This window comes from Amnibacterium sp. (genome assembly GCF_036559085.1).
Taxonomy (GTDB): Bacteria; Actinomycetota; Actinomycetes; order Actinomycetales; family Microbacteriaceae; genus Amnibacterium.
In genome coordinates, this window is the sequence record NZ_DATBTU010000067.1 from 1 (window position 1) to 24,616 (window position 24,616).

Annotated in this window: 23 protein-coding genes and 1 pseudogene; 9 read left to right on the forward strand and 15 right to left on the reverse strand. The window is 73.8% G+C overall.

Going from position 1 to position 24,616, the window contains the following annotated elements:
• From VIG76_RS11830 to VIG76_RS11845, 4 genes and pseudogenes are all read left to right on the forward strand, one after another.
• A partial coding sequence (locus VIG76_RS11830) for a class I SAM-dependent methyltransferase (RefSeq protein ID WP_331954365.1) occupies positions 1-340 on the forward strand: 340 nt, incomplete at its 5' end.
• Positions 341-411: 71 nt separating this feature from the next.
• Complete coding sequence (locus tag VIG76_RS11835; RefSeq protein WP_331954548.1) at positions 412-690, forward strand: metallopeptidase family protein; 279 nt, start codon at positions 412-414, stop codon at positions 688-690.
• 437 nt (positions 691-1,127) lie between these two features.
• Positions 1,128-1,724: pseudogene (locus tag VIG76_RS15190) on the forward strand (DUF222 domain-containing protein); the annotation flags it as partial.
• Between the two features lie 86 nt (positions 1,725-1,810).
• A complete protein-coding gene (locus tag VIG76_RS11845) occupies positions 1,811-2,488 on the forward strand; it encodes a DUF222 domain-containing protein (RefSeq protein ID WP_414640637.1) in 678 nt (225 codons plus the stop codon).
• Between the two features lie 74 nt (positions 2,489-2,562).
• On the opposite strand, the gene VIG76_RS11850 is transcribed toward VIG76_RS11845, so the two are convergent.
• The 5 genes from VIG76_RS11850 to VIG76_RS11870 are packed head-to-tail and all read right to left on the reverse strand — an operon-like array spanning position 2,563 to position 6,280.
• Positions 2,563-2,847, reverse strand: a complete 285-nt coding sequence (locus VIG76_RS11850; RefSeq protein ID WP_331954369.1) for a hypothetical protein — start codon at positions 2,845-2,847, stop codon at positions 2,563-2,565.
• 34 nt (positions 2,848-2,881) lie between these two features.
• On the reverse strand, positions 2,882-3,493 hold the full coding sequence (locus tag VIG76_RS11855) for a nucleoside/nucleotide kinase family protein (protein ID WP_331954371.1): 612 nt from the start codon (positions 3,491-3,493) through the stop codon (positions 2,882-2,884).
• Positions 3,477-4,235 (reverse strand): energy-coupling factor transporter transmembrane component T family protein, encoded by a 759-nt coding sequence (locus VIG76_RS11860; protein WP_331954373.1) that lies wholly within the window; start codon positions 4,233-4,235, stop codon positions 3,477-3,479. Before VIG76_RS11860 ends, VIG76_RS11855 begins: the two co-directional genes overlap by 17 nt.
• A complete protein-coding gene (locus VIG76_RS11865) occupies positions 4,232-5,680 on the reverse strand; it encodes an ABC transporter ATP-binding protein (protein ID WP_331954375.1) in 1,449 nt (482 codons plus the stop codon). The genes VIG76_RS11860 and VIG76_RS11865 overlap by 4 nt, the downstream gene beginning before the upstream one ends.
• Before the next feature lie 3 nt (positions 5,681-5,683).
• Positions 5,684-6,280: an ECF transporter S component gene (locus VIG76_RS11870; protein ID WP_331954377.1), complete on the reverse strand. Its 597-nt coding sequence runs from the start codon at positions 6,278-6,280 to the stop codon at positions 5,684-5,686.
• A gap of 176 nt (positions 6,281-6,456) precedes the next feature.
• On the opposite strand from VIG76_RS11870, the gene VIG76_RS11875 reads away from it, so the two are divergent.
• On the forward strand, positions 6,457-7,377 hold the full coding sequence (locus tag VIG76_RS11875) for an LLM class F420-dependent oxidoreductase (protein WP_331954379.1): 921 nt from the start codon (positions 6,457-6,459) through the stop codon (positions 7,375-7,377).
• Positions 7,374-7,910, forward strand: coding sequence for a GNAT family N-acetyltransferase (locus VIG76_RS11880; RefSeq protein ID WP_331954381.1), 537 nt, complete (start codon positions 7,374-7,376; stop codon positions 7,908-7,910). The genes VIG76_RS11875 and VIG76_RS11880 overlap by 4 nt, the downstream gene beginning before the upstream one ends.
• A gap of 7 nt (positions 7,911-7,917) precedes the next feature.
• Here the strand turns inward: VIG76_RS11880 and VIG76_RS11885 are convergent, their stop codons facing one another.
• Both VIG76_RS11885 and VIG76_RS11890 read right to left on the reverse strand, forming a co-directional pair.
• Positions 7,918-9,438, reverse strand: coding sequence for a molybdopterin-dependent oxidoreductase (locus VIG76_RS11885; protein ID WP_331954383.1), 1,521 nt, complete (start codon positions 9,436-9,438; stop codon positions 7,918-7,920).
• 43 nt (positions 9,439-9,481) lie between these two features.
• Positions 9,482-9,811, reverse strand: coding sequence for a hypothetical protein (locus VIG76_RS11890; RefSeq protein WP_331954385.1), 330 nt, complete (start codon positions 9,809-9,811; stop codon positions 9,482-9,484).
• A gap of 179 nt (positions 9,812-9,990) precedes the next feature.
• On the opposite strand from VIG76_RS11890, the gene glgX reads away from it, so the two are divergent.
• The 3 genes from glgX to treZ are packed head-to-tail and all read left to right on the forward strand — an operon-like array spanning position 9,991 to position 16,315.
• Positions 9,991-12,207 carry a glycogen debranching protein GlgX gene (glgX, locus tag VIG76_RS11895; RefSeq protein ID WP_331954387.1) on the forward strand — a complete coding sequence of 739 codons (2,217 nt, stop codon included), beginning with the start codon at positions 9,991-9,993 and terminating at the stop codon, positions 12,205-12,207.
• Positions 12,204-14,567, forward strand: coding sequence for a malto-oligosyltrehalose synthase (treY, locus tag VIG76_RS11900; RefSeq protein WP_331954389.1), 2,364 nt, complete (start codon positions 12,204-12,206; stop codon positions 14,565-14,567). The genes glgX and treY overlap by 4 nt, the downstream gene beginning before the upstream one ends.
• Positions 14,564-16,315, forward strand: a complete 1,752-nt coding sequence (gene treZ / locus VIG76_RS11905; protein ID WP_331954391.1) for a malto-oligosyltrehalose trehalohydrolase — start codon at positions 14,564-14,566, stop codon at positions 16,313-16,315. Before treY ends, treZ begins: the two co-directional genes overlap by 4 nt.
• Positions 16,316-16,425: 110 nt before the next feature.
• On the opposite strand, the gene VIG76_RS11910 is transcribed toward treZ, so the two are convergent.
• The 8 genes from VIG76_RS11910 to VIG76_RS11945 form a co-directional block, all read right to left on the reverse strand.
• A complete protein-coding gene (locus tag VIG76_RS11910) occupies positions 16,426-17,124 on the reverse strand; it encodes a class F sortase (protein WP_331954393.1) in 699 nt (232 codons plus the stop codon).
• Positions 17,124-17,978 (reverse strand): DUF4397 domain-containing protein, encoded by an 855-nt coding sequence (locus tag VIG76_RS11915; protein ID WP_331954395.1) that lies wholly within the window; start codon positions 17,976-17,978, stop codon positions 17,124-17,126. Before VIG76_RS11915 ends, VIG76_RS11910 begins: the two co-directional genes overlap by 1 nt.
• 14 nt (positions 17,979-17,992) lie before the next feature.
• Positions 17,993-19,990: a hypothetical protein gene (locus tag VIG76_RS11920; RefSeq protein ID WP_331954397.1), complete on the reverse strand. Its 1,998-nt coding sequence runs from the start codon at positions 19,988-19,990 to the stop codon at positions 17,993-17,995.
• Positions 19,991-20,121: 131 nt separating this feature from the next.
• Complete coding sequence (locus VIG76_RS11925; RefSeq protein ID WP_331954399.1) at positions 20,122-21,375, reverse strand: DNA polymerase IV; 1,254 nt, start codon at positions 21,373-21,375, stop codon at positions 20,122-20,124.
• A gap of 40 nt (positions 21,376-21,415) precedes the next feature.
• Positions 21,416-21,913 (reverse strand): GNAT family N-acetyltransferase, encoded by a 498-nt coding sequence (locus VIG76_RS11930; RefSeq protein ID WP_331954401.1) that lies wholly within the window; start codon positions 21,911-21,913, stop codon positions 21,416-21,418.
• The gene (locus tag VIG76_RS11935) at positions 21,910-22,941 is read right to left on the reverse strand and encodes an NAD(P)/FAD-dependent oxidoreductase (protein WP_331954403.1); all 1,032 of its coding nucleotides are present in this window, start codon (positions 22,939-22,941) and stop codon (positions 21,910-21,912) included. The genes VIG76_RS11930 and VIG76_RS11935 overlap by 4 nt, the downstream gene beginning before the upstream one ends.
• Positions 22,938-23,498 (reverse strand): isoprenylcysteine carboxyl methyltransferase family protein, encoded by a 561-nt coding sequence (locus tag VIG76_RS11940; protein WP_414640638.1) that lies wholly within the window; start codon positions 23,496-23,498, stop codon positions 22,938-22,940. The genes VIG76_RS11935 and VIG76_RS11940 overlap by 4 nt, the downstream gene beginning before the upstream one ends.
• 12 nt (positions 23,499-23,510) lie before the next feature.
• A complete protein-coding gene (locus VIG76_RS11945) occupies positions 23,511-24,608 on the reverse strand; it encodes a type III polyketide synthase (protein WP_331954405.1) in 1,098 nt (365 codons plus the stop codon).
• Positions 24,609-24,616 lie beyond the last annotated feature (8 nt).

A 24,616-nucleotide genomic window follows, 5' to 3' on the forward strand; every position in this document is an offset into this window, starting at 1 on the left:
CGCCGCAGGGCTGCAGATCGCCTGGCACCTGGGCGACGCCGCCGCCCCTCCCCTGGCGCCCGGGACGTTCGACGTGGTGCTCGAGCGGCACGTGCTCTGGGCGATGCCCGACCCGGCCGCTGCGCTGGAGGCGTGGTCGACACTCCTGAAGCCGGGCGGTGTGCTCGTGCTCGTCGAGGGCCGCTGGTGGACCGGCGGCGGGCTCGCCGCGGGGGAGGTGGAGCGGATGCTCGAGACGATGGGCCGGACCGCCGCGACGACGCCACTGCCGGATCCGGCGCTGTGGGGCGCCCCGACCGAGGACGAGCGCTACCTCGTCGTCAGTCGGAGCCGGCTGTGACCGAGCCCTGGCTCTCCGCGGAGGCGTTCGAAGCGATCGTGATCGACGAGCTCGACGCGCTCCCCGACGAGATGGTGGACGGCCTCGAGAACGTCGCCTTCGTGATCGAGGACGAGCCGGAGGACGGCGAGGACCTCCTCGGGCGTTACGAGGGCGTCGACCTCACGCATCGTGACCGGTACGGCTTCGGGGAGCTGCCCGACCGGATCGTGGTGTTCCGCCTGCCGCACCTCGCCGCGTGCGACACCGAGGACGACCTGCGCGACGAGATCCACACCACGCTCGTGCACGAGATCGGGCACTTCTACGGCATCGACGACGACCGCCTTCATGAGCTCGGGTGGGCCTGAGCGGTTCCATCCACGCGTCGCTCACCTCAGCGGCGCTCCGCGCCAGCCGCGCTCATCGCACCGCCGAGCCCGTCGCGCGGTTGGTGGGCCCACGGAGCCGGTTCCGGCGCGACGCGAAGCGGCGTGACGGCCGTGCGACGGGGATGGCAACAAGCGGTACGCATGCGTACCGCGCGACGCCAGAAGTACCGCGCGACGGTCGGATGGATGTAGGCCCAGGCTCGTGAGGCCGCGGATGGCCGCATGTTCATGCCGGATCCTCTCCTCCACAGGCGTCTTCCGGCGGGACTGCCGGGGAGAACGAATCCCTGGTCGATCGCGTGTCTCGAGTGCTGGGGAGTGTCGGTGGCCGGTGTCACGATGTGCGCATGCAGAACCACGGAGAGCTCGGGCAGGCGACCACCGTCGTCGGTGAAGTCCCGTGCGGTCCGGTGGGGATGGGTGACCGGCAGCTGCTCGAGGACGCCGAAGCGTGGGAAGCCTTGGGCCGGCTCGTCGACGCCCGTCGCGTCGCGATCGCCGGGGAGATCGCCTGGCGGTCGAGGGAGCAGCTGGGTGAGCACGGCCTCGCCCGACGTTCCGGTGACCGGGACGCGACCGACCTGCTCGCCCGCGAGCTGCTCATCAGCGGACGCGAAGCCCGGAAGCGCACCGCACTTGGCCTCCGGGTCCGGTCGCGACTGTCCATGCAAGGCGAAGAGCTGCCCGGCAGGTGGGCACACGTGGGCGCCGCACTTCAAGCGGGCTCGATCACCGTCGACGCCGCCCGCGTGATCGTGGACGCACTCGGGTCGATCGCCCGCCGGGCTGACGCTGCCGAACTCGAGATCGCCGAGCAGGCACTGGTCGATAGCGCGACGTCGACGTCACCGGATCTGCTGCGGGTGCAGGCCGAGGTGTGGCAGGCCCGCCTCGACCCCGACGGGGCGAAGCCGGCGGAGGACGCCGCGCACCGGAACCGGGGAGTGAAGGTCGGGATCGAAGGCCCTGACGGGATCACCCGCAGTGTGCTGCTGACCGCGACGGAGGAGACCGCGCTGCTGCGGGCGATCTTCGACGCGAACCGGCGGGGTGTGCAGTGGAAGCAGCAACCGGCCGAGGACTGCGACGACGACACCGAATGGCACGAAGTCGGCGACGACAGGACGAAGGCCCAGTTCGACCACGCTCCCCTACTGCACGGCCGCCACGCCGCTCCGCGGCGCGTCGGAACCGGCAGCGGGGGCCCATCTTCGCGATCCTCAGAGCCGGCCTCGGCGTCGACCCCGACCGACCAAGCAAGGCACCCGAGCCCGAGGTCGTGATCCACGTCGACGCGGCCGACCTCGCCAACCGGGAAGGCTGCGGCTGGATCGACGGGGTCCTCGGCCGCATCTCCATCCCCTCGGTCGAACGACTCGAATGCGCCGGACGGACCCGACTCGTGGTCACCGGGAAGGACGGCGAACCACTCCACCTGGGCCGGAAGAAGCGCGGCTTCAGCCGCGCCCAACGCCGGGCACTGGCCGCCCGAGACGGCGGGTGCGCGTTCCCCGGCTGCCGAGCCCCGGTCGCCTGGACCGAGGCACACCACATCGCGTGGTGGAAACGCGACCACGGCCGCTCCGACATCGAGAACGGCATCCTGCTCTGCTCGTTCCACCACCACCTCATCCACTCCACCGACGAGTGGGAGATCCGCATCCACGAACACGTCCCCCACCTCGTCCCGAAACGCTGGGGCGGGACACCGTTGAAACGCCACCGGATGCAGCAGCACCGCATCCGCACGGCGAGGAGTACTGCGCCCCCGGGCTGATGCTCGGACCGAGGCTCCGGCGAGGGGCGCCGGCGCCGTCCGTGCCAGAGAGCCGACCCCGCCGATGAGGCGGGTCAGATGTGGCGGGACTCCTCGTTGGCGTTCGCCTGACCCTGCAGCGTGTCGCTGTCCTTCGGGTCGAAGCGGAACTGCACGTACTGCTCACCGTTCAGCTCGCGTCGGTCGCCCGCGACGTAGTCGTAGAGGCCGTCGGTGCCGTCGACGAGCGCCATCTGGGTGACGCGCTCCTCGGTCTTGCCGTCGATGAGGTACCGGTGCTCCGTGGTGCCCTCGAGCGGCCCGTCGACGTACTCGGCGACGTATCGGTTGGGCTCGGCGGACGGGATGCTCGCAGTCATGCCGCGACGGTAGCGCAGCGGGCTGTCGGGATGCTCAGCAGAGATCTGCAGGGAGGGCCGGCTCGTCCGGCAAGCGCATCGGCAGACCCACCCCGCCGACCAGCACGAGATCCGCAAGGGCACGCATCGTCTCCCGCGCGCGCTGCCGCTGCTCCTGCGCGGCCCACCGCTGGTGGCCGGGTAGCGCGCCCGCGGGATCGCGCCGGCGGATCCGCCACGAGCGCACCACCGGGTCCACGTCGAGAAGCAGCGCGAGCCCGGCGAACGGCCGGGACGCCGCAGTGAGTGCTCCGCAGCCCTCGACGATCAGCCGGCCACCGGGTCGCAGGAAGCCGGTGCCGTCGACCCGGCCCTCCGCCCAGTCCCACCGAGGCCACGACGCCACACGGCCGGCCGCGAACGCGGGCAGCACCCGCTCGGCGAGCACCCCGGCGGCCCGGTCCAGACCGTCCCAGCCGCAGTAGAGCTCCTCCATCTGGAGTACCCGGGCCCCGAGCCGCGGCGCCAGCCACCGTGCCAGCGTGGTCTTGCCGCTGCCCGATCGGCCGTCGATCAGCAGCACGCCCGCGCCGAATCGCGCCCGGACCTGATCGAGCAGCGCTGCGGCGCCGATCCGTCCGACGGCGTCCTCAGGTGAGGACGACACGGTAGCTCCCGGTCGCGACGCCGACCGTGACGGCCACCCCGGCGACCAGCAGCCCGGCGACCAGCACGCCCACGTCCGGCCGCCCGAACGGCGACGGCCTCGACCAGGTGCGGTGGTGGGCGGCACCGAGACCTCTCGCCTCCATCGCGGTGGCGAGCAGCGTGGCCCGGCGCAGGGCCACGACGAGCAGCGCGAACACCTGGGACGGCAGCCGGCGGATGCGGTTCCCGTCGCCGACGCCGCGGGCCCGTCGGGCGAGGGCGATCGTGCGCCAGTCCTCGCCGAACACCTCGGCGAGCCGCACGGCGGCGAGCCCCGCGAGCACGAAGCGGGCCGGCAGGCGCAGGCGGCCACCGAGCGCGTCGGCGAGCCGCGTCGCGTCCATGCCTGAGAGCAGTACGACCGCGGGAAGGCCGATCGCGAGGATCCGCAGGGCGATGGCGAGGGCGAGCTGCAGCGACCCGTCACTCACCTCGACCAGCCCCCAGCTGAGGTGCACGACGCCGGCCGTGCGCCCGTAGAGCGCGATCGTGACGCCCGCGACCAGTGCGGCCACCACGAGCACCCCCGATCGACGCAGGAGGGTGCGCACCGGCACACCGCTCAGCGGAAGGAGGAGCAGCTCCAGGAGCACGGCGGTCGCGGCGGTGACGACATCGACGCTCGCGAGCAGCACGAGGTCGACGAGCAGCGCGACTCCGAGGGCCGTCAGCGGGTTGATCCGCTCGACGAGCGCGGTCACGCCAGCACCGCCCGCACCGGCGCGAGGGCGATGCGGTCGCCGGCGAGCGCCGCGAGCTCCTCGTCATGGGTGACCGCCACCACGCCGGAGCCGTCCGCGACGGCCTCCAGCAGCAACGTGACGAGCGACGCCCACGTGAGCGCGTCCTGCCCGAAGGTCGGCTCGTCGAGCAGCAGGAGCCGCGGTGCGGCGGCGAGCGCGCTGCCGACGGACAGCCGCCGCTGCTGCCCGCCCGACAGCGTGAACGGGTTCGCCTCGGCCAGCCGCACCAGGTCGAGTCGCTCCAGCAGCTCGTCGACGCGCGCCGCCACCTCGGCCGGCGACCGACGGAGCGCGCGGAGGCCGATCGCGAGCTCGTCGCGCACGGTACCGGCGAGGAACTGGTGCTGCGGCGACTGGAACACGACCGAGATCCGGGACAGCAGCTGCCGCGAGCGCCAGGTGACCGGTCCCCCGCGGAGTCCCGCGGCGAGCGCGGCCGACGGCACGACCTCCCCCGCGACCGGGCGGATCAGGCCGCCGAGCGTGAGCGCGAGCGTGGTCTTGCCGACGCCGTTCGGCCCGGTGATGGCGGCGAGGCGGCCGGACTCGAGTGCGAGGTCGTCCACGCCGAGCACGGGCCGCCGGTCACGCCCGACGACCAGGTCGTGCGTCCCGAGGAGCGCCTCCGCGGCGGGAGCCTGCGGCCGGGAGACCACCGGCGACCGTCCCGGCACCCAGATCCCCTGCGCCGCGAGCCGCTCGCCGGCCGTGTCGAGCACCGCCGCCGGCGCCCCGTCGGCGAGCACCGCGCCGCCCGGGCCGAGCACGACCACGCGGTCCACGACGTCCCGCCAGACGGCGACGCGGTGCTCGACGACGAGCAGGGTGGCGCCGGTGGCGCGGACCGCCGCAGCCACCGCGTCGCGCACCTCGGTGACGCCGTCGGGATCGAGGCTCGCCGTCGGCTCGTCGAGCAGCACGAGGCCCGGCCGCATCGCGAGCACCCCGGCGAGCGTGAGGCGCTGCTGCCGCCCGCCCGACAGCCGGGTCGCGGATGCGTCGAGCGGCACGTCCAGGCCCACCGCGGCGAGCGCCGCGGCGACCCGCGTGCGCACCTCGTCCGCGGGCACCCCGAGGTTCTCGGCGCCGAACGCGGCGTCATCGCCCACGCGGGGCAGGATCACCTGCGACTGCGGGTCCTGCAGCACGAGTCCCGCCCGGCCCGGGACCGACCGCGGTGGGCGTCCGTCGATCGTCAGGCTGCCCCGCGACTCACCCTGGTCCTCGGCCAGCACCCCGGCGAGCGCGGCGAGCAGCGTCGACTTGCCGCTGCCAGAAGGGCCGAGCAGCAGCACGCGCTCCCCCGGCTGCACAGCCAGGTCGAGGCCGTCGAGCGCCCAGGGCCGGCGGCCGGCGTGCCGCCATCCCCATCCGCGCGCCTCGATCGCGGCCGGCCGGGTCATCCGCTAGCCGACGCGCTTCGCGTCGCGACCGGCGGCGAAGCGGGCGAGCGCGCCGGTGCGCGCCAGCGCCCGCACGAGCAGCAAGGAGAGGAACCCGAACACCGCGCCCGAGAGCATCGTCGAGATCGCGTAGACCACGACGAACACCGGCTTCGAGCCCGGGTAGTAGAGGAGCAGGTCGACGACGGTCTCGCCGAGTCCCGCGCCGGCGCCGGCGAGGAACGCGACGCCCGGGCCGAAGCCGCGGTAGAGGAACACCGCGAAGACCAGCTCGGCGCCGAGGCCTTGCGCGAGCCCGGAGATCAGCGTGGTCACGCCCCACTGGTTGCCGACGAGCGCCTCGATCACTGCGGCGACGAGCTCGGCGTAGATCGCCGCACCGGGGCGGCGCACGATGAGGCCCGCGAGCACCCCGGCGAACAGCCACGGCCCGTTGACCAGGCCCTGCAGGCCCGGCAGCAGCGGGGTCAGCAGGGTGGCGGGCCCCTGGTAGGCGACGCCCCAGGCGATGAACACGACGCTGCAGGCGGCGGCGATCACGCTCGCCACGACGATGTCGACCACCCGCCAGGTGGTCCGTGGACGGTCGAGAACAGTCATATGGATCACGTGCCCTTCCTCAGGCACGGGCGGATGGAGAGCCTCCCTGCGCCGGCATGATCCGGATCAGGTTCCGGGGCGCGGTCCCCCGCAGCCCCACGGTCGAAGCTTGGATCAGCTTCCTCTCAGCCCGGCTCACCGGACTCCCGTGAAGGGCCGAGCATACGCTGGCGGGCATGGAACTGTGCGTCTTCACGGAGCCCCAGCAGGGAGCCGACTACCTGACCCAGCTCGCGCACGCGCGCACCGCCGAGCAGCTCGGCTTCCACGGCTGGTTCCGCAGCGACCACTACCTGCACATGGGCCACATGGGCGGCACGGACGGCATGCCGGGCCCGACGGATGCGTGGACGACGCTCGCCGGCCTCGCCCGCGAGACCGAGCGTGTGCGGCTCGGCACCCTCGTCTCGAGCGCGACCTATCGGCATCCGGGGATCCTCGCCATCCAGGTCGCGCAGGTCGACGCGATGTCGGGCGGCCGGGCGGAGCTCGGGCTCGGTACCGGCTGGTTCGAGGCCGAGCACCAGGCCTACGGCATCCCGTTCCCGGCGAAGCGCTTCGGGCTGCTCGAGGAGCAGCTCGCCGTCGTCACCGGCCTCTGGTCCACCCCGCTCGGGGAGACCTTCTCGTTCGAAGGCGAGCACTACCGGCTCACCGACTCCCCCGCGCTGCCCAAGCCGGTGCAGCGGCCGCTGCCGCTCATCGTCGGCGGCCTCGGCCCCACCAGGACCCCGGCGCTCGCCGCCCGCTACGCCGCCGAGTACAACGCGGGCTTCGTCGACGAGCCCACGATCGAGGCGGCCTTCCGCCGCGTCGGTGACGCGGCGGAAGCGGCCGGCCGGAGCCGGACAGACCTGCGCTACTCGATCGCCCAGCCCGTGGCCGTGGGCCGCACCGAGGGCGCGTTCCGCGCGCGGGCCGAGCGGATCGGTGCCGACCCCGAGCACCTGCGAGCCGTGAACCTCGGCGGCACGATCAGCGAGGTCGCCGACCGGATCGGCCGCTACGCGGAGCTCGGCGCCGCCCGCGTCTACCTGCAGACCATCGACATGTCCGACCTCGACCTCCTCGCGGAGCTCGCCGACGGGCTGCTGTGACAGTGGCGTTCCTCCAGCACGAACTGGGTGACGGCGGCGCGCTCGCCCTCCGCGACCTCACCACCGCGGCCCCGATGCACCGGCTGACGGCGGCGAACCTCGACCGGCTCCGGCACTGGGAGGACTGGGCGATCCCCGACCTCCAGGACGGGGCGACCCGCGCCTACACGCGCATCCAGCTGGCTGCGTTCGCGGAGGGCCGAGCCCTGCCGCTGGCGATCCTGCAGGGCGGCGCGCTCGTCGGCAGCCTCGGCGCCCGGATCGATCTGCAGCGCGAGAGCGCCGAGCTCGGGTACTGGATCGACGAAGGCTTCGAGGGGCGCGGTCTCGTCACCCGCGGGGTTCGGGCCGTCGTGCGGCACCTCGCCGAGGAACGCGGCATCCGCCGGTTCGAGATCCGCACGGCGGTGCACAACGAGCGGAGCCGCGCCGTCGCCGAGCGGACGGGCTTCGCGCTCGAGGGCGTGCTGACCGGCGCCTTCCGCGTCGGCGCCGAGCGCTACGACGCGGCGCTCTACGGACTCGTGGTCTGACCCGGCCTCAGCCGACCTGCACCTGCACGGTGTGCAGGCCGGTGGCACCGTCCGGCACCACGTCCGCGACCTTCGCCGTCTGCACGAGCCCGTTCCGGTCGGTGGCGCGCACCCGCAGCGTGTGGGTGCCGCGCTCGGCGATCCAGCGGTACTTCCACTGCCGCCACACGTCGATCGACGCCTCGGTGCCGAGCTCGCAGTCGCGCCAGGGCCCGTCGTCGATCTGCAGCTGCACCCGGGCGATCCCGGTGTGCTGCGCCCACGCGACGCCGGCGACCGCCACGACGCCGGGTGCGACGGAGCGCCCGGGAACGTCGATCCGGCTCGACACCTTCACCGGCCCCTTCTCGGACCAGCCGCGGTTCGTCCAGTACGCCGTCGCCTCCGAGTAGCGGGTGACCTGGAGGGACTGCAGCCACTTCGTCGCCGACACGTACCCGTAGAGACCCGGCACGACCATCCGCACCGGGAAGCCGTGCAGGTTCGGCAGCACCTCGCCGTTCATCCCGACGGCCAGGATCGCGTTCCGGCCGTCGGTGAGCGCGGAGAGCGGGCTGCTCGCGGTGAAGCCGTCAGCGCCGGTCGACAGCACCATGTCCGCGCCCGCCTTCGGGCGCGCCCGCGCGAGGAGGTCGCGGATGGGCACCCCGAGCCACGTGGCGGTGCTGATCAGGCCGCCGCCGACCTCGTTCGAGACGCACATCAGCGTGGTCCGGCTCTCGGAGAGCCCCATCGCGAGCAGCTCGGCGTAGGTGATGCGGAACGGCTGCTCGACCTCTCCGGTGACCTCGAGCTGCCAGCTGGACGGGTCGACCTGGGGCGGCGAGAGGCTGATGTCGATCCGGTAGAAGTCCGCGGTCGGGGTGAGAAACGGGGCGACCCCCGGCACACCGACCGAGACGCCGGCGGGCAGCGGCTCCACGGTGGCCACGGGCTTCGGCAGGCGCACGCGGGCGATCGCGCTCGCGACCCGGCGGCTCCCCGCGGTCGCGGCGGATGCGCCCCAGCCTGCGAGCGCGCCGGCGGCCGCGGTCACGACCGTCGCGATCACGAGACCGCGTCGCGTGGGCCCGGCCTCGCCCGCCGCGCGCGGGCGGAGGCGCCCCACCAGCAGCGCGAGCACGAACACCCCGACCACGAGGTCGACGAGCGATGGCGTCACGTCGACGACCGACGCACCGTGGCGGGTCGCCGCGGCGCCGGCGGCCACGAGGCCGACCACGACGATGAGGACGCGTCCGAGCGGCGCGCGGCGCAGCTCGAGGAGCCCGGCGACCGCGCCGAGCACCAGCAGCAGCACGAGCAGGACGATGAGGAGGAAGGGCTTGTCACCGGTCCCGAAGGCGCGGATGACGGTCTCCTTGAGGAACCCGGGCGTGAGATCGATCACGAACGACCCCACGGACAGCAGCGGGCTCGCGGACGGATGCAGCACCGCCGCGACGAGCTCCCCCGCGCCGATCGCGGCAGCAGCGGCAGCGACGCCTGCCGCGCAGGCGAGCGCTCGGCGCGTCCCCAGTTCGGTCACGCCGGATTCTAGGCATGCAGGGAGGTCGGCCCTGCGCCGCGGGCTACTTCTTCAGCGCTTTGATCACGAGGGCGAGGGACTTGCCCGCCACCCACACGAACGGGATGCCGACGGCCAGCAGCGCGACGGGGTTCGCCTGGAAGCGCACGCCGAGGCTGTCGCCGACGTAGGCGCCGATCGGCAGCGTGTACCCGCCGCCGCCACCGCCGCTGCCGGTGCCCTCGCCGTCGTCGCCCTCCCCGGCGCCGAAGCCGTAGGCGATGAGGGCGACGGGAACGAAGGTGGTGCCCTCGATGTCCTGGGACTCCCCGTAGACGGCCTTCACCCCGAAGGACTTGACGGTGTTCGCGAGCTGGACGGCGAGATCACTCATGACCAGCACGCTAGCCCTGCCCTCCCGTGCGCCGCCGATCGCGTTCCTGAGACGTTCCTGGGTGAGCGCCGGGGTCCAGCGGATCCGGTGATTCCCGTCGTGGGGCCCCGGTACCGTGATCCGTCGCCCGCGCCCCGGCCATCGTCGATGGCGTGCGCGACAGGACAAGGAGATCTCCCGTGCAGACCTGGCCCGGTACCGCCTATCCCCTCGGGGCGACGTTCGACGGCAGCGGCACCAACTTCGCCATCTACTCGGAGGTCGCCGAGAAGGTCGAGCTGTGCCTCTTCGAGGAGGACGGCACCGAGACCTGCGTCGAGCTGATCGACGTCGACGCGTACGTCTGGCACTGCTACCTGCCGCAGGTGCAGCCCGGCCAGCGGTACGGCTACCGGATCACCGGCCCGTACGACCCCGAGAACGGCTCGCGCTGCAACCGCAACAAGGTCCTGATGGACCCGTATGCGAAGGCGACGGTCGGCGAGTTCGACTGGGACCAGTCCCTCTTCTCGTACACCTTCGGCGACCCCGACTCCCGCAACGACGAGGACTCGGCCGGCCACGTGATGCTCTCCGTGGTCATCAACCCCTTCTTCGACTGGACGGGCGACCGCACCCCGCGCATCCCCTACAAGGAGTCGGTGATCTACGAGGCCCACGTGAAGGGCCTCACCGAGCTGCACCCCGACGTCCCCGAGGAGGACCGGGGCACCTACGCCGGCGTCGCCCACCCCGCGGTCATCGAGCACCTGCAGAAGCTCGGCGTCACCGCGGTCGAGCTGATGCCGGTGCACCAGTTCGTGCAGGACTCCACGCTGCTCGACAAGGGCCTCCGCAACTACTGGGGCTACAACACCATCGGCTTCTTCGCGCCGCACAACGAGTACGCGGCCACCGGCCAGCTCGGTCAGCAGGTGCAGGAGTTCAAGTCGATGGTGCGGTCTCTGCACGCCGCCGGCATCGAGGTGATCCTCGACGTGGTCTACAACCACACCGCCGAGGGGAACCACATGGGCCCGACCCTGTCGTTCCGCGGCATCGACAACGCGGCCTACTACCGCCTCGTCGACGACGACAAGCGCTACTACATGGACTACACGGGCACGGGGAACTCGTTCAACGTGCGGCACCCGCACGCGCTGCAGCTGATCATGGACTCGCTGCGCTACTGGGTCACCGAGATGCACGTCGACGGCTTCCGCTTCGACCTCGCCGCCACCCTCGCGCGCGAGTTCTACGAGGTCGACCGGCTCTCCACCTTCTTCGAGCTCGTGCAGCAGGACCCGGTGGTCAGCCAGGTCAAGCTCATCGCCGAGCCGTGGGACATCGGCCCCGGCGGCTACCAGGTCGGCAACTTCCCCCCGCAGTGGACGGAGTGGAACGGCAAGTTCCGCGACACCGTGCGCGACTTCTGGCGCGGCGAGCCGTCGACCCTCGGCGAGTTCGCCGCCCGGCTCACCGGATCCGCGGACCTCTACGAGAACTCCGGCCGCCGCCCGGTCGCGTCGATCAACTTCGTCACCGCGCACGACGGGTTCACCATCCGCGACCTCGTCTCCTACAACGAGAAGCACAACGAGGCGAACGGCGAGGACGGCAACGACGGCGAGTCGCACAACCGCTCCTGGAACTCGGGCGTGGAGGGCGAGACCGACGACCAGGCGGTGCTCGCGCTGCGTGCGCGCCAGCAGCGCAACTTCCTCGGCACCCTGCTGCTCAGCCAGGGCGTGCCGATGATCCTGCACGGCGACGAGCTCGGCCGCACGCAGGGCGGCAACAACAACTCCTACGCGCAGGACAGCGAGATCAGCTGGGTGCACTGGGACCAGGCCGACCAGCCGCTCATCGAGTTCACGGCCGCGGTCTCCCGGCTGCGCCGCGAGCACCCGATCTTCCGCCGCGGGCGCTACTTCACCGGCCGCCCGGCGAAGCGGGAGGAGGGCGCCCCGAAGCCCGACATCATGTGGCTCCGGCCCGACGGCACCGAGATGCAATCCGAGGACTGGGACAGCGGGTTCGGCAAGGCGGTCGGCGTCTACCTGAACGGCGAGGGCATCCGGGACCGCGATGCACGCGGCGAGCGGATCACCGACTCCGACTTCCTGCTCTACTTCAACGCCGCCGAGGGCGCGGTCAAGTGCAAGCTGCCTGCGCGCTCCTTCAACGCGGCGTGGGACGTCGTCGTCGACACCGGTGGCCGCAACGTCGACCAGGGCGCGCTGAAGGCGGGCAAGACGCTCACCGTCGACGCCCGGTCGCTCGTCGTGCTGCAGGCCCACCAGGAGCCGGACGTGGAGCCGGACCACTCGGTCGCCGCGTCGCTGGCCGGGTTCGCCGCCGGCACCGGCGCCTCGAACGCGACCACCAGCACCACCGGAGGGACGGCCGCTCGATGAGCCCGCGTCACACCCCGCGCACGCCCGTCTCGACCTACCGGGTGCAGGTGCGGCACGCCTTCGACCTGCACTCGGTCGCCGAGCTCACCGACTACCTGGCCGAGCTCGGGGCGGACTGGGTCTACCTGTCGCCGCTGCTCGAGGCGGAGCCGGGCTCGGACCACGGCTACGACGTGATCCGGCACGACCGGGTCGACCCGGCGCGGGGTGGGGATGAAGGCCTCGTCGAGGCGGCGAACGCGGCGCACGGGGCGGGGCTCGGGGTGCTCGTCGACATCGTGCCGAACCACATGGGCGTCGCGACGCCGAAGGCGAACCCGTGGTGGTGGGACCTGCTCACCCACGGCCGGGAGTCGAAGTACGCCGAGGCGTTCGACGTCGACTGGGACTTCGGGAACGGGCGCATCCGGATCCCGGTGCTCGGCAGCGCCGAGGACCTCAGCGCGCTGACGATCGAGGACGGCCGGCTCGCCTACTACGACGACCGGTACCCGATCGCGCCCGGCACCGCCGACGACGGAGCGGATGCGCGGACGGTGCACGCGCGGCAGCACTACGAGCTCGTCGACTGGCGCCGCGCCGACGCCGATCTGAACTACCGCCGGTTCTTCGCGGTGAACACCCTCGCCGGCTTGCGGGTCGAGGTGCCGTGGGTGTTCGACGAGTCGCACGCCGCGATCCTCGACTGGGTGCGCCGCGGCCTCGTCGACGGCCTGCGGATCGACCACCCGGACGGGCTGCTCGACCCGGGGGCGTACCTCGACCGCCTCGCCGAGGCGACGGGCGGCGTCGCAGCGCCTGATGGGCAGACACCCCGAGAGGGCGTCTACGTCCTCGTGGAGAAGATCCTCGAGGGCGACGAGCCGCTGCCCGACTTCTGGGCGACGGACGGCACCACCGGCTACGACGCGCTCGGCGACTTCGACCGGGTGCTGGTCGACCCGTCGGGCGAGCGGCCGCTCACCGAGCTCGCCGACCGGCTCGCGGACGAGCCCGTCGACTGGCACGACCTCATCCACACCACCAAGCGCGAGGTCGCCGACGGCATCCTGCACTCCGAGGTGCTCCGCCTCGTGCGCGAGGGCGTGTGGCAGACGGACGACGACCCCGAGCGCCTCGCCGACGCGGTCGGCGAGCTGCTCACCTGCTTCCCCGTGTACCGCACCTACCTGCCCTTCGGCGAGGCATACCTCGACGAGGCGGCCGCCGAGGCGAGCCGGCGCCGGCCCGACCTCGCCACCGAGGTGGCGTCCGTCGTCCGGCTGCTGAAGGAGGTCGACTCGCCGATCTCGAAGCGCTTCCAGCAGACCTCCGGCATGGTGATGGCGAAGGGCGTGGAGGACACCGCGTTCTACCGCTACTCCCGCCTCACGAGCCTCACCGAGGTCGGCGGCGAGCCGAACATGTTCAGCGAGGACGTCGACCGATTCCACGCCCGCATGGCCGGGCGGCAGGAGCAGTGGCCCGCGGCGATGACCACGCTGTCGACGCACGACACGAAGCGCGGCGAGGACGTCCGCGCCCGGATCGACGTGCTGGCCGAGGTGCCGGCCGAGTGGGCCGAGGCGCTCGCCGCGCTCGAGGCCGCGGCACCGATCGGAGATACGACCTTCGCGAACCTGCTGTGGCAGGCCGCCGTCGGCGCCTGGCCCATCGAGCGCGACCGGCTGCACGCCTACGCCGAGAAGGCCTCCCGGGAGGCCGGCGTCTCGACGACGTGGACCGCCCCCGATGAGGAGTTCGAGGCGCGGATGCACGCCGCGGTCGACCTCGTCTACGACGACGACGCCGTGTACGCGCTCGTCGAGCGGGTGGCCACGAGCCTCGCCGCGGCCGGGTGGTCGAACAGCCTCTCGATGAAGCTGCTGCAGCTCACGGCGCCGGGCGTGCCCGACGTCTACCAGGGCAGCGAGCTCTGGGAGACGTCGCTGGTCGACCCCGACAACCGGCGCCCGGTCGACTACGCGAGGCGCCGGCAGCTGCTCCGCGAGATCGACGCCGGCGCGCTGCCGCCGATCGACGAGACCGGTGCCGTCAAGCTGCTCGTCGTCGCGCAAGCGCTCCGACTGCGCCGAGCCCGGCCCGAGCTGTTCACCGGGTACACGCCGCTGACCGCGTCCGGCCCCGCCGCCGACCACCTCGTCGCGTTCGACCGCGGCGGCGCGATCACCCTCGCGACGCGCCTGCCCGTGCACCTCGCCGAGGCGGGCGGCTGGGGCGACACCACGCTGGACGTCGGCTCCGCGCCCGTCCGCGACGTGCTCACCGGGCACGAGCACCCGGGCGGCGCGCTGCGCGTCGCCGACCTGCTCGCGCAGTACCCCGTCGCGCTGCTCGTCACCGAAGGAGGGAAGCCGTGACGATCCGTCACCCGCTCGCCGTCTGGGCACCGAAGCCGGAGCGCGTCCGTGTGCGCGTGCTGGGCGCCGACCACGACCTCGTCCGCGGGGACGACGGCTGGTGGGCGCCCGCCGAGGGCGGGCTCGCCGACGTCGCGCCCGACGCCGAGTACGGCTACCTGCTCGGCGACGACGACCGGGTGCTGCCAGACCCGCGCTCCCGGCGCCAGCCGCGCGGCGTGCACGAGTCCTCACAGCGCTTCGACCCGGCCGAGCACCGGTGGCAGGACGACGCCTGGACCGGCCGCCCGCTCGCCGGCGGCGTGATCTACGAGCTGCACATCGGCACGTTCACGCCCGAGGGGACCCTCGACTCCGCCATCGAGCGACTCGACCACCTCGTCGCGCTCGGCGTCGACTTCGTCGAGGTGCTGCCGGTCAACGCCTTCAACGGCACGCACAACTGGGGCTACGACGGGGTGCTCTGGTACGCCGTGCAGGAGACCTACGGCGGCCCGGCCGCCTACCAGCGGTTCGTCGACGCCTGCCACCAGCGCGGCCTCGCCGTCATCCAGGACGTGGTCTACAACCATCTCGGCGCATCCGGGAACTACCTGCCCGAGTACGGGCCCTACCTCGCGGAGGCCGGCGGCAACACCTGGGGCGCCTCGGTGAACCTCGACGGCCCCGACTCCGACGAGGTGCGCGCGTACATCATCGAGAACGCGCTGATGTGGCTGCGCGACTACCACGTGGACGGCCTGCGCCTCGACGCGGTGCACGCGCTCGTGGACCACCGTGCGAAGCACGTGCTCGAGCAGATGGCCGAGGAGGTCGCCGTGCTGTCGGCGCACCTGCGCCGGCCGCTCACCCTCATCGCCGAGTCGGACATGAACGACGCGCGGCTCATCACCTCGCGCGAGGCGCACGGCTACGGGCTCGACGCGCAGTGGAGCGACGACTTCCACCACGCGCTCCACGTCGCCCTGACCGGCGAGACGACCGGGTACTACGGGGACTTCGCCGGGCTCGGCGTGCTCCAGCGGGTGCTGACCCACGGCTTCTTCCACGACGGCACCTTCTCGAGCTTCCGGGAGCGGCACCACGGCCGGCCCATCGACCGGCTCACCCTGCCGGCGCACCGCCTCGTCACCTTCGCGCAGGACCACGACCAGATCGGCAACCGGGCGACCGGCGACCGACTGTCCGAGACCCTCTCCCCCGCCCGGCTCGCTATCGGCGCGGTGCTGAACCTCACGACGCCGTTCACGCCGATGCTCTTCATGGGCGAGGAGTGGGGCGCGTCCACGCCGTGGCAGTTCTTCACCTCGCACCCCGAGCCCGAGCTCGGGAAGGCGACGGCGGAGGGCCGCATCGCGGAGTTCGCGAAGATGGGCTGGGACCCGGCGATCGTGCCGGACCCGCAGGATCCGGAGACGTTCACGCGCTCGAAGCTCGACTGGACGGAGCCCGAGGGCGGGGCGCACGCCGCGCTGCTCGACCTGCACCGCCGGCTCATCGACCTCCGCCACCGGCTGCCGGAGCTGACGGATCCACGCTTCCCGACGATCACTGCCGTCGCGAACGACGCGGCTGGCACGTTGGTGCTCCGCCGCGGCGGCGTGAGCGTCGCCGTGAACCTCGGCGAGGCCGAGGCCCGCGTCGAGGCGGCCGGGTCGCTGGTGCTCACCACCGCGCAGGGCGTCGCGCTCGACAGCGGCACGCTCGTGCTGCCCGCAGAGTCGGCCGCGATCACCGTCGCCGCCTGAGCCCTCTTCGCCCGACCCGTGTGCTGTCCGCACGGACAACTGCTGCCGTTACATCGCCGACAGTTGTCCGTGCGGACAGCGCTCGCGGCCCGGGTGGCCGGGCTCCGGGCCTACGCGTCGAGGGTGGCGAAGACGACCAGGTTGTCGGCGTAGATGCCGTGCACCTCGTCGAAGGGCTCGCTGCATGTGATCAGCCGCAGCTCCGCGTCGGGCGTCGCGCCGTAGACGGCGGAGGTGGGGAACAGCGCCTTCTGCACGACCTTCGCGGCCGTGACGCTGAAGTGCAGGGTGCGGCCGTCCGACATCCGCACCTGGATGCGGTCCCCTGCGCGCAGCTGCCGCAGGTCGACGAACACCGCGGCCCGCTTCGTCGTGTCGAGGTGCCCCGCGATCACCGCGGCCCCGACGTCGCCCGGCACCACACCCTTCGCGTACCAGCCGGCGTCGGCCCACGCCGTCGGAGGCTGCAGCACGCCCTTCGCGTCGCGGGTGAGCGTCTCGAGCGGGGCGTCGACGCCGATCGACGGGATGAGCACCCGGATCGGCCTCGCCGTCGAGCGCGACGTCGTCGGTGCGGGCTGCGGGTCCTGCAGCCCGCGGGCCGCGCCACGGGCGACGTGCTCGGCCTCGGTCGCCGCCGCGACCTTCAGCGCCGCCGCTCGGTGGACCGCGGCGGCGTGGGCGCTCGCCTGCGCGGTGGTCGCCGCGAGCGCGACCGCGGCGACGCCGCCGTCCGCGAGCACGGCGACGGCGATCAGCGCGGCGACGAGTCGTCGCCGCGCATCACCGTTCCACCGGCCCCCGAGCATCAGTGCTGGGGGCTCGCCGTCCGGCGGCGCAGGAGCACGCCGCCCGCCGCGAGTCCGCCGACGCCGGCGAGCGCCGCGAGCCCACCGGCGAGCGCCGGGGTCGCACCGGCACCGGCGAGGCCGCCCGCCCCGGTGTCGATCGCACCGGTCGGCGTGACCGCCGCCGCGGAGCTCTCGAGGATCGGGCTCACCGTGAGGCCGCCCGAGGCGTTGTCGAGCACGAAGAGCGTGTGCACGCTCCCGGCCGGCAGCGAGACGGTGGAGGTCTTCGAGGCCCCGCCGCCGGTCAGGGTGACGGGCTGGGATCCGGCGGACACGTCCGTGTAGGGGCTGGCGGCCGCGAACGACAGGTCGGACGCGACGGCCTGCGAGCCGACCTTCACGGTGACGGTGTCGTGCTTCGTCGACGCCTGCAGCACCCGCACCCGCGACTTGCCCGACGCGGGCGCGGTGAGGTCGTCGGCGTAGACGTGCGTCTGGAGGTCCTTGTTCAGCCCGAGCGCCGCCACGGTCGAGGCCTTGCCCGCGTCCACGGTCACCGAGGCCTTGACGACCGGCGTGCTGCCGGCGGGCGCTCCGGCGGGCACCATCGCGATCGCGTACGTGCCGGGCGGCAGCTTGATGTACTGCGACACCGCCCCGTACCCGACGCTCGACAGCTTGTAGAGCGTCGTGCCGCCGGAGAGGCTCGAGAGGGTGACGTCGACCTGCTTCGTGTCGGGTGAGAGGTGCGCGACACGGACCCAGCCGGTGTCGCCCGACGCCGCGGCGGCGGGCAGGGCGGGCAGCAGCGCGACGAGCGCCGCGGCGAGCAGCGCGGCGGCCGCGGCGAGGGGGCGGGATCGGACGGACATGGGGAGCTCCTCGGTCAGGGCGATGGAACGAAGGTGGGATCTGGGGCGAACGTGGCGAGCACGCCCGCGTCGGTGGCGTCGATGGTCGATGTGGCGTAGTCCCCGCGGAGCGACGACAGGTACCGGAGCACCGTGCCGGTGGCGTCCGCGTCGGCGGGCACCGGGCGGCCGTCGATCGCGCTGATCACGGCCTGCCTGCGGACGGTACCCGTGTCGCCTGCGAGCGCGGGGAATCCGCCGATCGTGACGGTGTGCTGGGACAGCAGCTGCCCGAGGACGATCGCGATGCGACTGTCGACCTCCCCGCCCTGCAGCAGCGCGCGGTCGGGGCCGTCGACGGTGAGGCGGGGGTTCTGCGCGAGCTCGGCGCCGGTGCGCTTCCTCGCGTCCGCGGCGCGCCGCTCCGCCGCGGTCGGCGGCGTCGCGGACGGCGTCGGGGCGGGGGTGCTGCGGACGGCCCGTACCGCGACCGCGCCGGCGCCGACGCCGAACCGGGCGACGGGCAGCGACCGGGCGAGCACGGCCTGCGAGGCGCCCGTGGATGCGGCGAGCTCGGGACCCGTGGTGACGAGGTAATCGGCGGTCGACCACGGGGCCGAGCTCGGCGCGGGCGCGTCCTCGGCGGGGGCGAACCAGCCGACGCGGGCGCGGGTGCCGGTCACGAGGTCGGGCCAGGTGCCGAGGTCGACGAGCACGACCTGCCCGGCGGGCACCGACCGCCGCACCCACCCCTCCGCGCGGACGACGGGCTGCCGGGCGCCGGGCTGCAGCGCTGGCAGCGCGCCGACCCAGACGACGACGGCCACCACGATGAGGGCGAGGACGCCCATCAACCATCCGGAGCCGATGGCGCTGACGGCGAACCGCGGGTCTCCGAGCGCGACGACCGCGCGGTCGATCACGACGGCGGTCGCGAGCGTGAAGACGGGCAGCAGCAGCACGATCGGCCCCACCGGGTCCTGGCCGTCCGGCCAGAACGCGACGATCGCGGTGAGGGCCGCGAGCAGCGTGACCGGCGCCATGCTCCAGGACCGCGCCGTGAGCACGACCGCGACGAGGCCGAGCAGGAGGGACAGCGGATCGGCGCGCAGCCAGGCGACAGCACTGGCGGCGCCGAGGGCCGGGAACGCGGCCTGGCCGGCGGCGGCCGCGCCGATCGCATCCGCGGAGCCGGCAGCTCCGCCGGACCGGGCGACCAGCAGGCCGGCCAGCAGGCCGATGGCCAGGACGACCAGGAAGCCGGCGAGCGCGCCGATCGCGGGTCGCCGGGACGGCTGCACGGGCGGCGCTCCCACGGCCCGGAGCAGGGTGCGCTCCCGTCGGTCGTGCGGGAGCAGGTACGCCCAGACGAGGCCGGGCAGGGCGATGAGCGCGATCGGGGCGGTGAGCACCGCGGTGGCCGCCAGGGCGCCGATGGCGACCGACCCGCCGATGCCGCGGCGGCCGAGCACGAGCAGCGCGGCGATGAGCAGCCACACGAGGGCGACGTTCACGGGCACCACCTGGGTGTGCACCGCGATCGCGACCGGTGCGATGCCGAAGGCGGCGGTCGAGGCGCCGGCCGCGAGGCCGCTGGCGCCCGCGCGCCGGAGCACGAACCAGAGCAGCGCCACGCCCGCGAGCGTCGTCAGCAGCATCCCCCCGTGCGCCGCGGCGAGGACCGTCTGCGCGTCGCCGCCGAGCAGCAGCCGGTCGAGGGCGCCGAGCTGCAGCCAGCCGATGACCGGGGTCGTGAACCAGTGGCCGTAGCCGTGGAGGCCGCCCGCCGACGTGGCCGCCCATCCGCCGGCAAGGGCGAAGCGCGCGTCGCCGGTCGGCAGGCGCTGCGCGGCGGGCGACAGCGACTGCACGAGCACGACGGCGACCAGCGCGGGCAGCAGCGACACGAGCGGCGTGCCGCTGCGGAGCATCCAGGCGAACCAGCCGGGCAGCCCTGCGGACCGGGAGGTGCGATGCCGCGACGACTCCCTCCGCCGACCGCGGGCGGGCTCGACGACCGACACGGCGCTCACGGGTTCGCAGGTGGACGCGACGGCGACGGCCGCCTCCCCCCACTCCCCCGCGCCGACGCGCGGCTGCCCACGCGTGGCCCCCGGACCCCCGCCATGCTGACAGTGTGCTGATGCCGGCTGGGAACCAGCGGTCAGCCTTCGGTGTCGACCAGCCGCTCGCGGTCCCGGCCGCGTGCATGCAGCAGCGCGGCGGGCCGCACGGCACCTGCACCGAAGCGGGCGACGGCGCGGTCCGCGGCGGACTCGACACCCCGCCACTGCTCGTCGTCGGACCAGAGGCCGAGCATCTCGTCCTCGGCGCGCATCAGCTGCTCGGCCCGCGTGCCGAGCAGCCGCACCGCGCGGCCGCGCAGCCGCTCCGCCGTGAGCAGCGCGGTCGTCTCCTCGTGGATGCGCTTCGCGAGGTCGGTGGGCTCGGCGAGGGTGTGCGACCGGCTCACCGTCGTGAAGTCCGCGAACCGCAGCTTCAGCGAGATCGTCCGTGCCCGGTAGCCGGCGGCACGCAGCCGCACGGCGACCCGGGAGGCCTGCTCGAGCAGCTCGCGGCGGAGCTGCTCCTCGTCGCGGATGTCCTGGCCGAACGTGTTCTCGTGCCCGATGCTCTTCTCGACGCGGTGCGTGGAGACCCGCCTCGGGTCGCGCGCCCAGGCGAGGTCGTGCAGCTTCGTGCCGGCGGCCGGCCCGACCCACTTCGTCAGGACGTCGGGCGGCGTCGCGGCGAGGTCGGCGACGAGCCGGATCCCCCGCCGCTGGAGGGCGTCCCGGGTGGCGGGGCCGACGCCCCAGAGCGCGTCGATCGGCAGCGGATGCAGGAACTCCAGCACCCGGTCCGGCGGTACCACGAGGAGGCCGTCGGGCTTCGAGCGGGTGGAGGCGAGCTTCGCGATGAACTTCGACGCGCCGGCGCCGACCGAGCAGGTGAGGCCGGTCTCGCGGTGCACGCGCCGCCGCAGCTCGGCCGCGATGACGGCGGGCGGCCCGAAGAGCTTCACCGCCCCGGCCACGTCGAGGAACGCCTCGTCGATCGACAGCGGCTCGACGATCGGCGTGACCGACCGGAAGATCGTCATGACGGCCGCGGACGCCTCGCGGTACTTCTCGTAGTGGGGCCGCAGCACGACGGCCTGCGGGCAGAGGCGGAGCGCCCGGCCGACGGGCATCGCCGAGCGCACCCCGAAGCGGCGGGCGGCGTAGTTCGCGGACGAGACGACGCCGCGGCCGCCGTCGTGGCCGATGATGACGGGCTTGTCGACCAGCTCGGGGTGCTCGAGCAGCTCCACGCTCGCGAAGAACGCGTCCATGTCGACGTGCAGCACGGTGGCGCGCGAGCTGTCGACGTCGGGCGCGGACACCTGGCGCTCGCCCTGACCGCCCTTGACCGTCACACGCCCATCCTCCCTCCGGGCACCGACATCCCCTGGCGCGTCAGAGGCGCTTGATCATCTCCAGCTCGAGGGACGGCGGGTCGAGCGGATACGGGCTCGTCGCGCCGGTCAGCACGAAGCCGCGCGCCTCGTACGCGGCGCGCGCCCGCGTGTTCAGCTCGTTGACCTCGAGCCGCAGCACGTCGGAGAAGCGCCGCGCCCAGTCCTCGACGGCGCCGAGCAGGGCGTCGGTGACCCCCGCGCGGCGCCCGCGGTACCCGGGGGCGACGTAGACCCCGACGAGCACGGGCCCGGTGGCGCCGGGGACGCCCGCCATGGTGCCGATCCACCGGCCGTCCTCGTGCACCGCGACGACGGAGATCGAGCCGTCCCCGCGGGGCCGGGCGCGGCGCCGCCAGTACGCCTCGTCGTGCTTGCGTGCCGCAGCGAGCGTCTCGAGGTACGCGATCGGGGTGTCGGCGAGCATCTCGAGGCGGAGGTCCCGCACCTCGCGCCAGTCCTCCTCGTCGGGCGAGCGGATGAGGAACGCGGCCGTCATCGGGCCACCGGCTTCGCGAGGACGTCGACGACGGCGCCGAAGAGGGGCGGCACCGCGCGGGCCAGCGGCACGACGGAGCCCCGCACCGGCGAAGCGGCCAGCCGCAGGACCGCTTCGGTGGCGAGCCGGTGCGGCCGCGTCGCGCGGGACCAGTCCCGGTCGTAGCCACGCAGGTCCCCGCCGGCGACCGCGGCCGCCACCCGCTCGGCGCCCGCCAGCCCGACCGCGAGGCCCTCGCCGGTGAGCGCGTCGACGTAGCCGGCGGCGTCGCCGACGAGGGCGACCCGGCCCGCGACCCGCCGCACCGTCACCTGCCGGAGCGGACCGGCGCCGCGCACCGGATCCGCGGCGCTCGCCCCGGCGAGGCGGGCCGCGACGTCCGCGCAGGAGGCGAGCGCCGCGGCGAGGTCGAGCCCCCGGCCGCCCAGCACCGCGACGCTGACGAGGTCGGCCCGCACCGGCGTGACGTAGAGCTCGAAGGCCGCCCGCCAGTGCACCTCGACCAGGTCGGTCCAGGGCGCGACGGCGAAGTGCCGGCGCAGCCCGTACCGGTCGCGGCCGGCGGCCGGCCGCGCGAGCCCGACGGCCCGGCGCACGGCGGAGTGCAGCCCGTCGGCGCCGACCGCGTACCGGGCGCGGATGCCGGCGACCGTCACGCCGTCGGCGTCCTGCTCGAGCCCCGCCACCTTCGCCCGGCGCACCTCGATGCCGAGGTCGGTCGCGCGCGCGGCGAGCGCGCCATGCAGTGCGAGGCGCTCGACGCCCCGGCCCGGTGATCCCGGGAAGCGGTGGGCGACGGACCGGCGCGCATCCGCGTATAGGAAGCCGGTGATCGGGACCCCGGGCGGATCGACGCCGAGGCGGGCCAGCACCGCGACCGCCCCGGGCATGAGGCCCTCGCCGCAGGCCTTGTCGATGAGGCCGGTGCGGGACTCGAGCACGACCGTCTCGAGCCCCCGCAGGCGCGCGGCGATCGCCGTCGCGAGGCCGACCGGGCCGCCGCCGACGATGACGAGGTCGGGGATCATGAGCGGCTCTCGGCGAGCGCGCGCGACATCGCCGCCTCCTCCGCTGGGATCCGGAACCGCAGCAGCAGCACCGCGTTCAGGACCGTGAAGGCGACGGCGGTGACCCAGCTCGTGAAGACGAGCGGCAGCGCGATCCCCTCGAGCGCGACCGCGACGTAGTTCGGATGCGACAGGAACCGGTAGGGGCCGCGGCGTACGAGCGGCAGGCCGGGCACGACGACGATGCGGGTGTTCCAGCGGTGGCCGAGGGTCAGGATGCACCAGTAGCGCAGCGCCTGCGAGGCGAGCACGAGCACGACGGCCGTGATGCCGAGCGCGGGCAGGAACGGCCGCGGGGCGAGCAGCGGCTCGAGCACGCAGGCGACGCCGAGCGCGGAGTGCAGCGCGACCATCGCCGGGAAGTGGCCTATGCCCTCCTCGCGGCCGCCGTGGGCCAGCGCCCACCCCAGGTTGCGGCGTGAGATCACGAGCTCGAGGAACCGCTCGGCGGCCGCACCGGCGAGCAGCGCGAGGTACCACCAGTAGGCGATCCACCAGTCGTGCGTGAATGCGGCCACGGCGGACGCCGATCAGGCCGCGGTCGGCAGCGGGAGCGCGGCCGGGTCGCCCCACTGCAGCAGCACGAACTCGGCGCTGACACCGGGGCCGAGCGCGAACAGCAGGCCGTACTCGTCGCGCAGGTGGGGCGCGCCGAGCTCGCTCGCGAGCACGTGGAGCACGCTCGACGACGAGAGGTTGCCCACCTTCGCCATCGACTCCCAGCTGCGCGCGAGGGCGCCGTCGGGCAGGTCGAGCCCCCGCTGGAACGACTCGAGCACCTTCGGGCCGCCGGGATGGGCGATCCAGGCGCCGACGTCCCCGATCGTGAGCCCGTGGGCGCCGAGGAACGCCCGGGCGTCGCCCGGGAAGTTCGCGTCGATCACGTCGACGACGCCGGCGGTGAGGATCACGCGGAAGCCCGTCTCGCTCGGCCGGAAGCCGATCGTGCTCACGCTGCCCGGGTAGAGCCGGCTGCGGGTGTCGACGACCCTCGGCCCGCGGGTGCCGAGCCGCTCGGCCCGCTCCTCGCCGACGAGCACGACCGCCGCCGCGCCGTCGCCGAACAGGCCGCTCGCGACGATGTTGTCCATCGAGTCGTCGTCGCGCTGCACGGTCAGCGAGCAGAGCTCCACGGACAGCAGCACGGCGACCTCGTTCGGATGCCCGACCAGGTAGTCGTGCGCGCGGGCGAGTCCGGAGGCGCCGGCGACGCAGCCGAGGCCGAACATCGGCATCCGCTTCACGTCCTCCCGGAGGCCGAGCAGCGGCACGAGCAGCGCGTCCACGGACGGCGCCGAGATGCCGGTGACGGAGGTGAAGACGATGAAGTCGACCTCGTCGGGCGCGACGCCGGCGGCGTCGAGCGCCTCCTGCAGCGAGGCGGCCGCGAGCCGCGTGGCCTCACCGACGAACCGGTCGTTGGTCTGCCCGAACGTGAGCGCCGTGCGGTACTGCTCGAGCGGCAGCACGAGGTGGCGCGTGGCCACGTGAGCCGAGGAGTGGATGCGGCGCATCACGGCCTGCTTCCGCGGATCCTGCGTCACCATCGGCGCGAGCAGGTCCGTGATCTCGCCCTGCGCGTAGGCGTGGCCCGGCAGGGCCGTCGCGATCGCGGCGATCCGGGTCATTTTCCGGA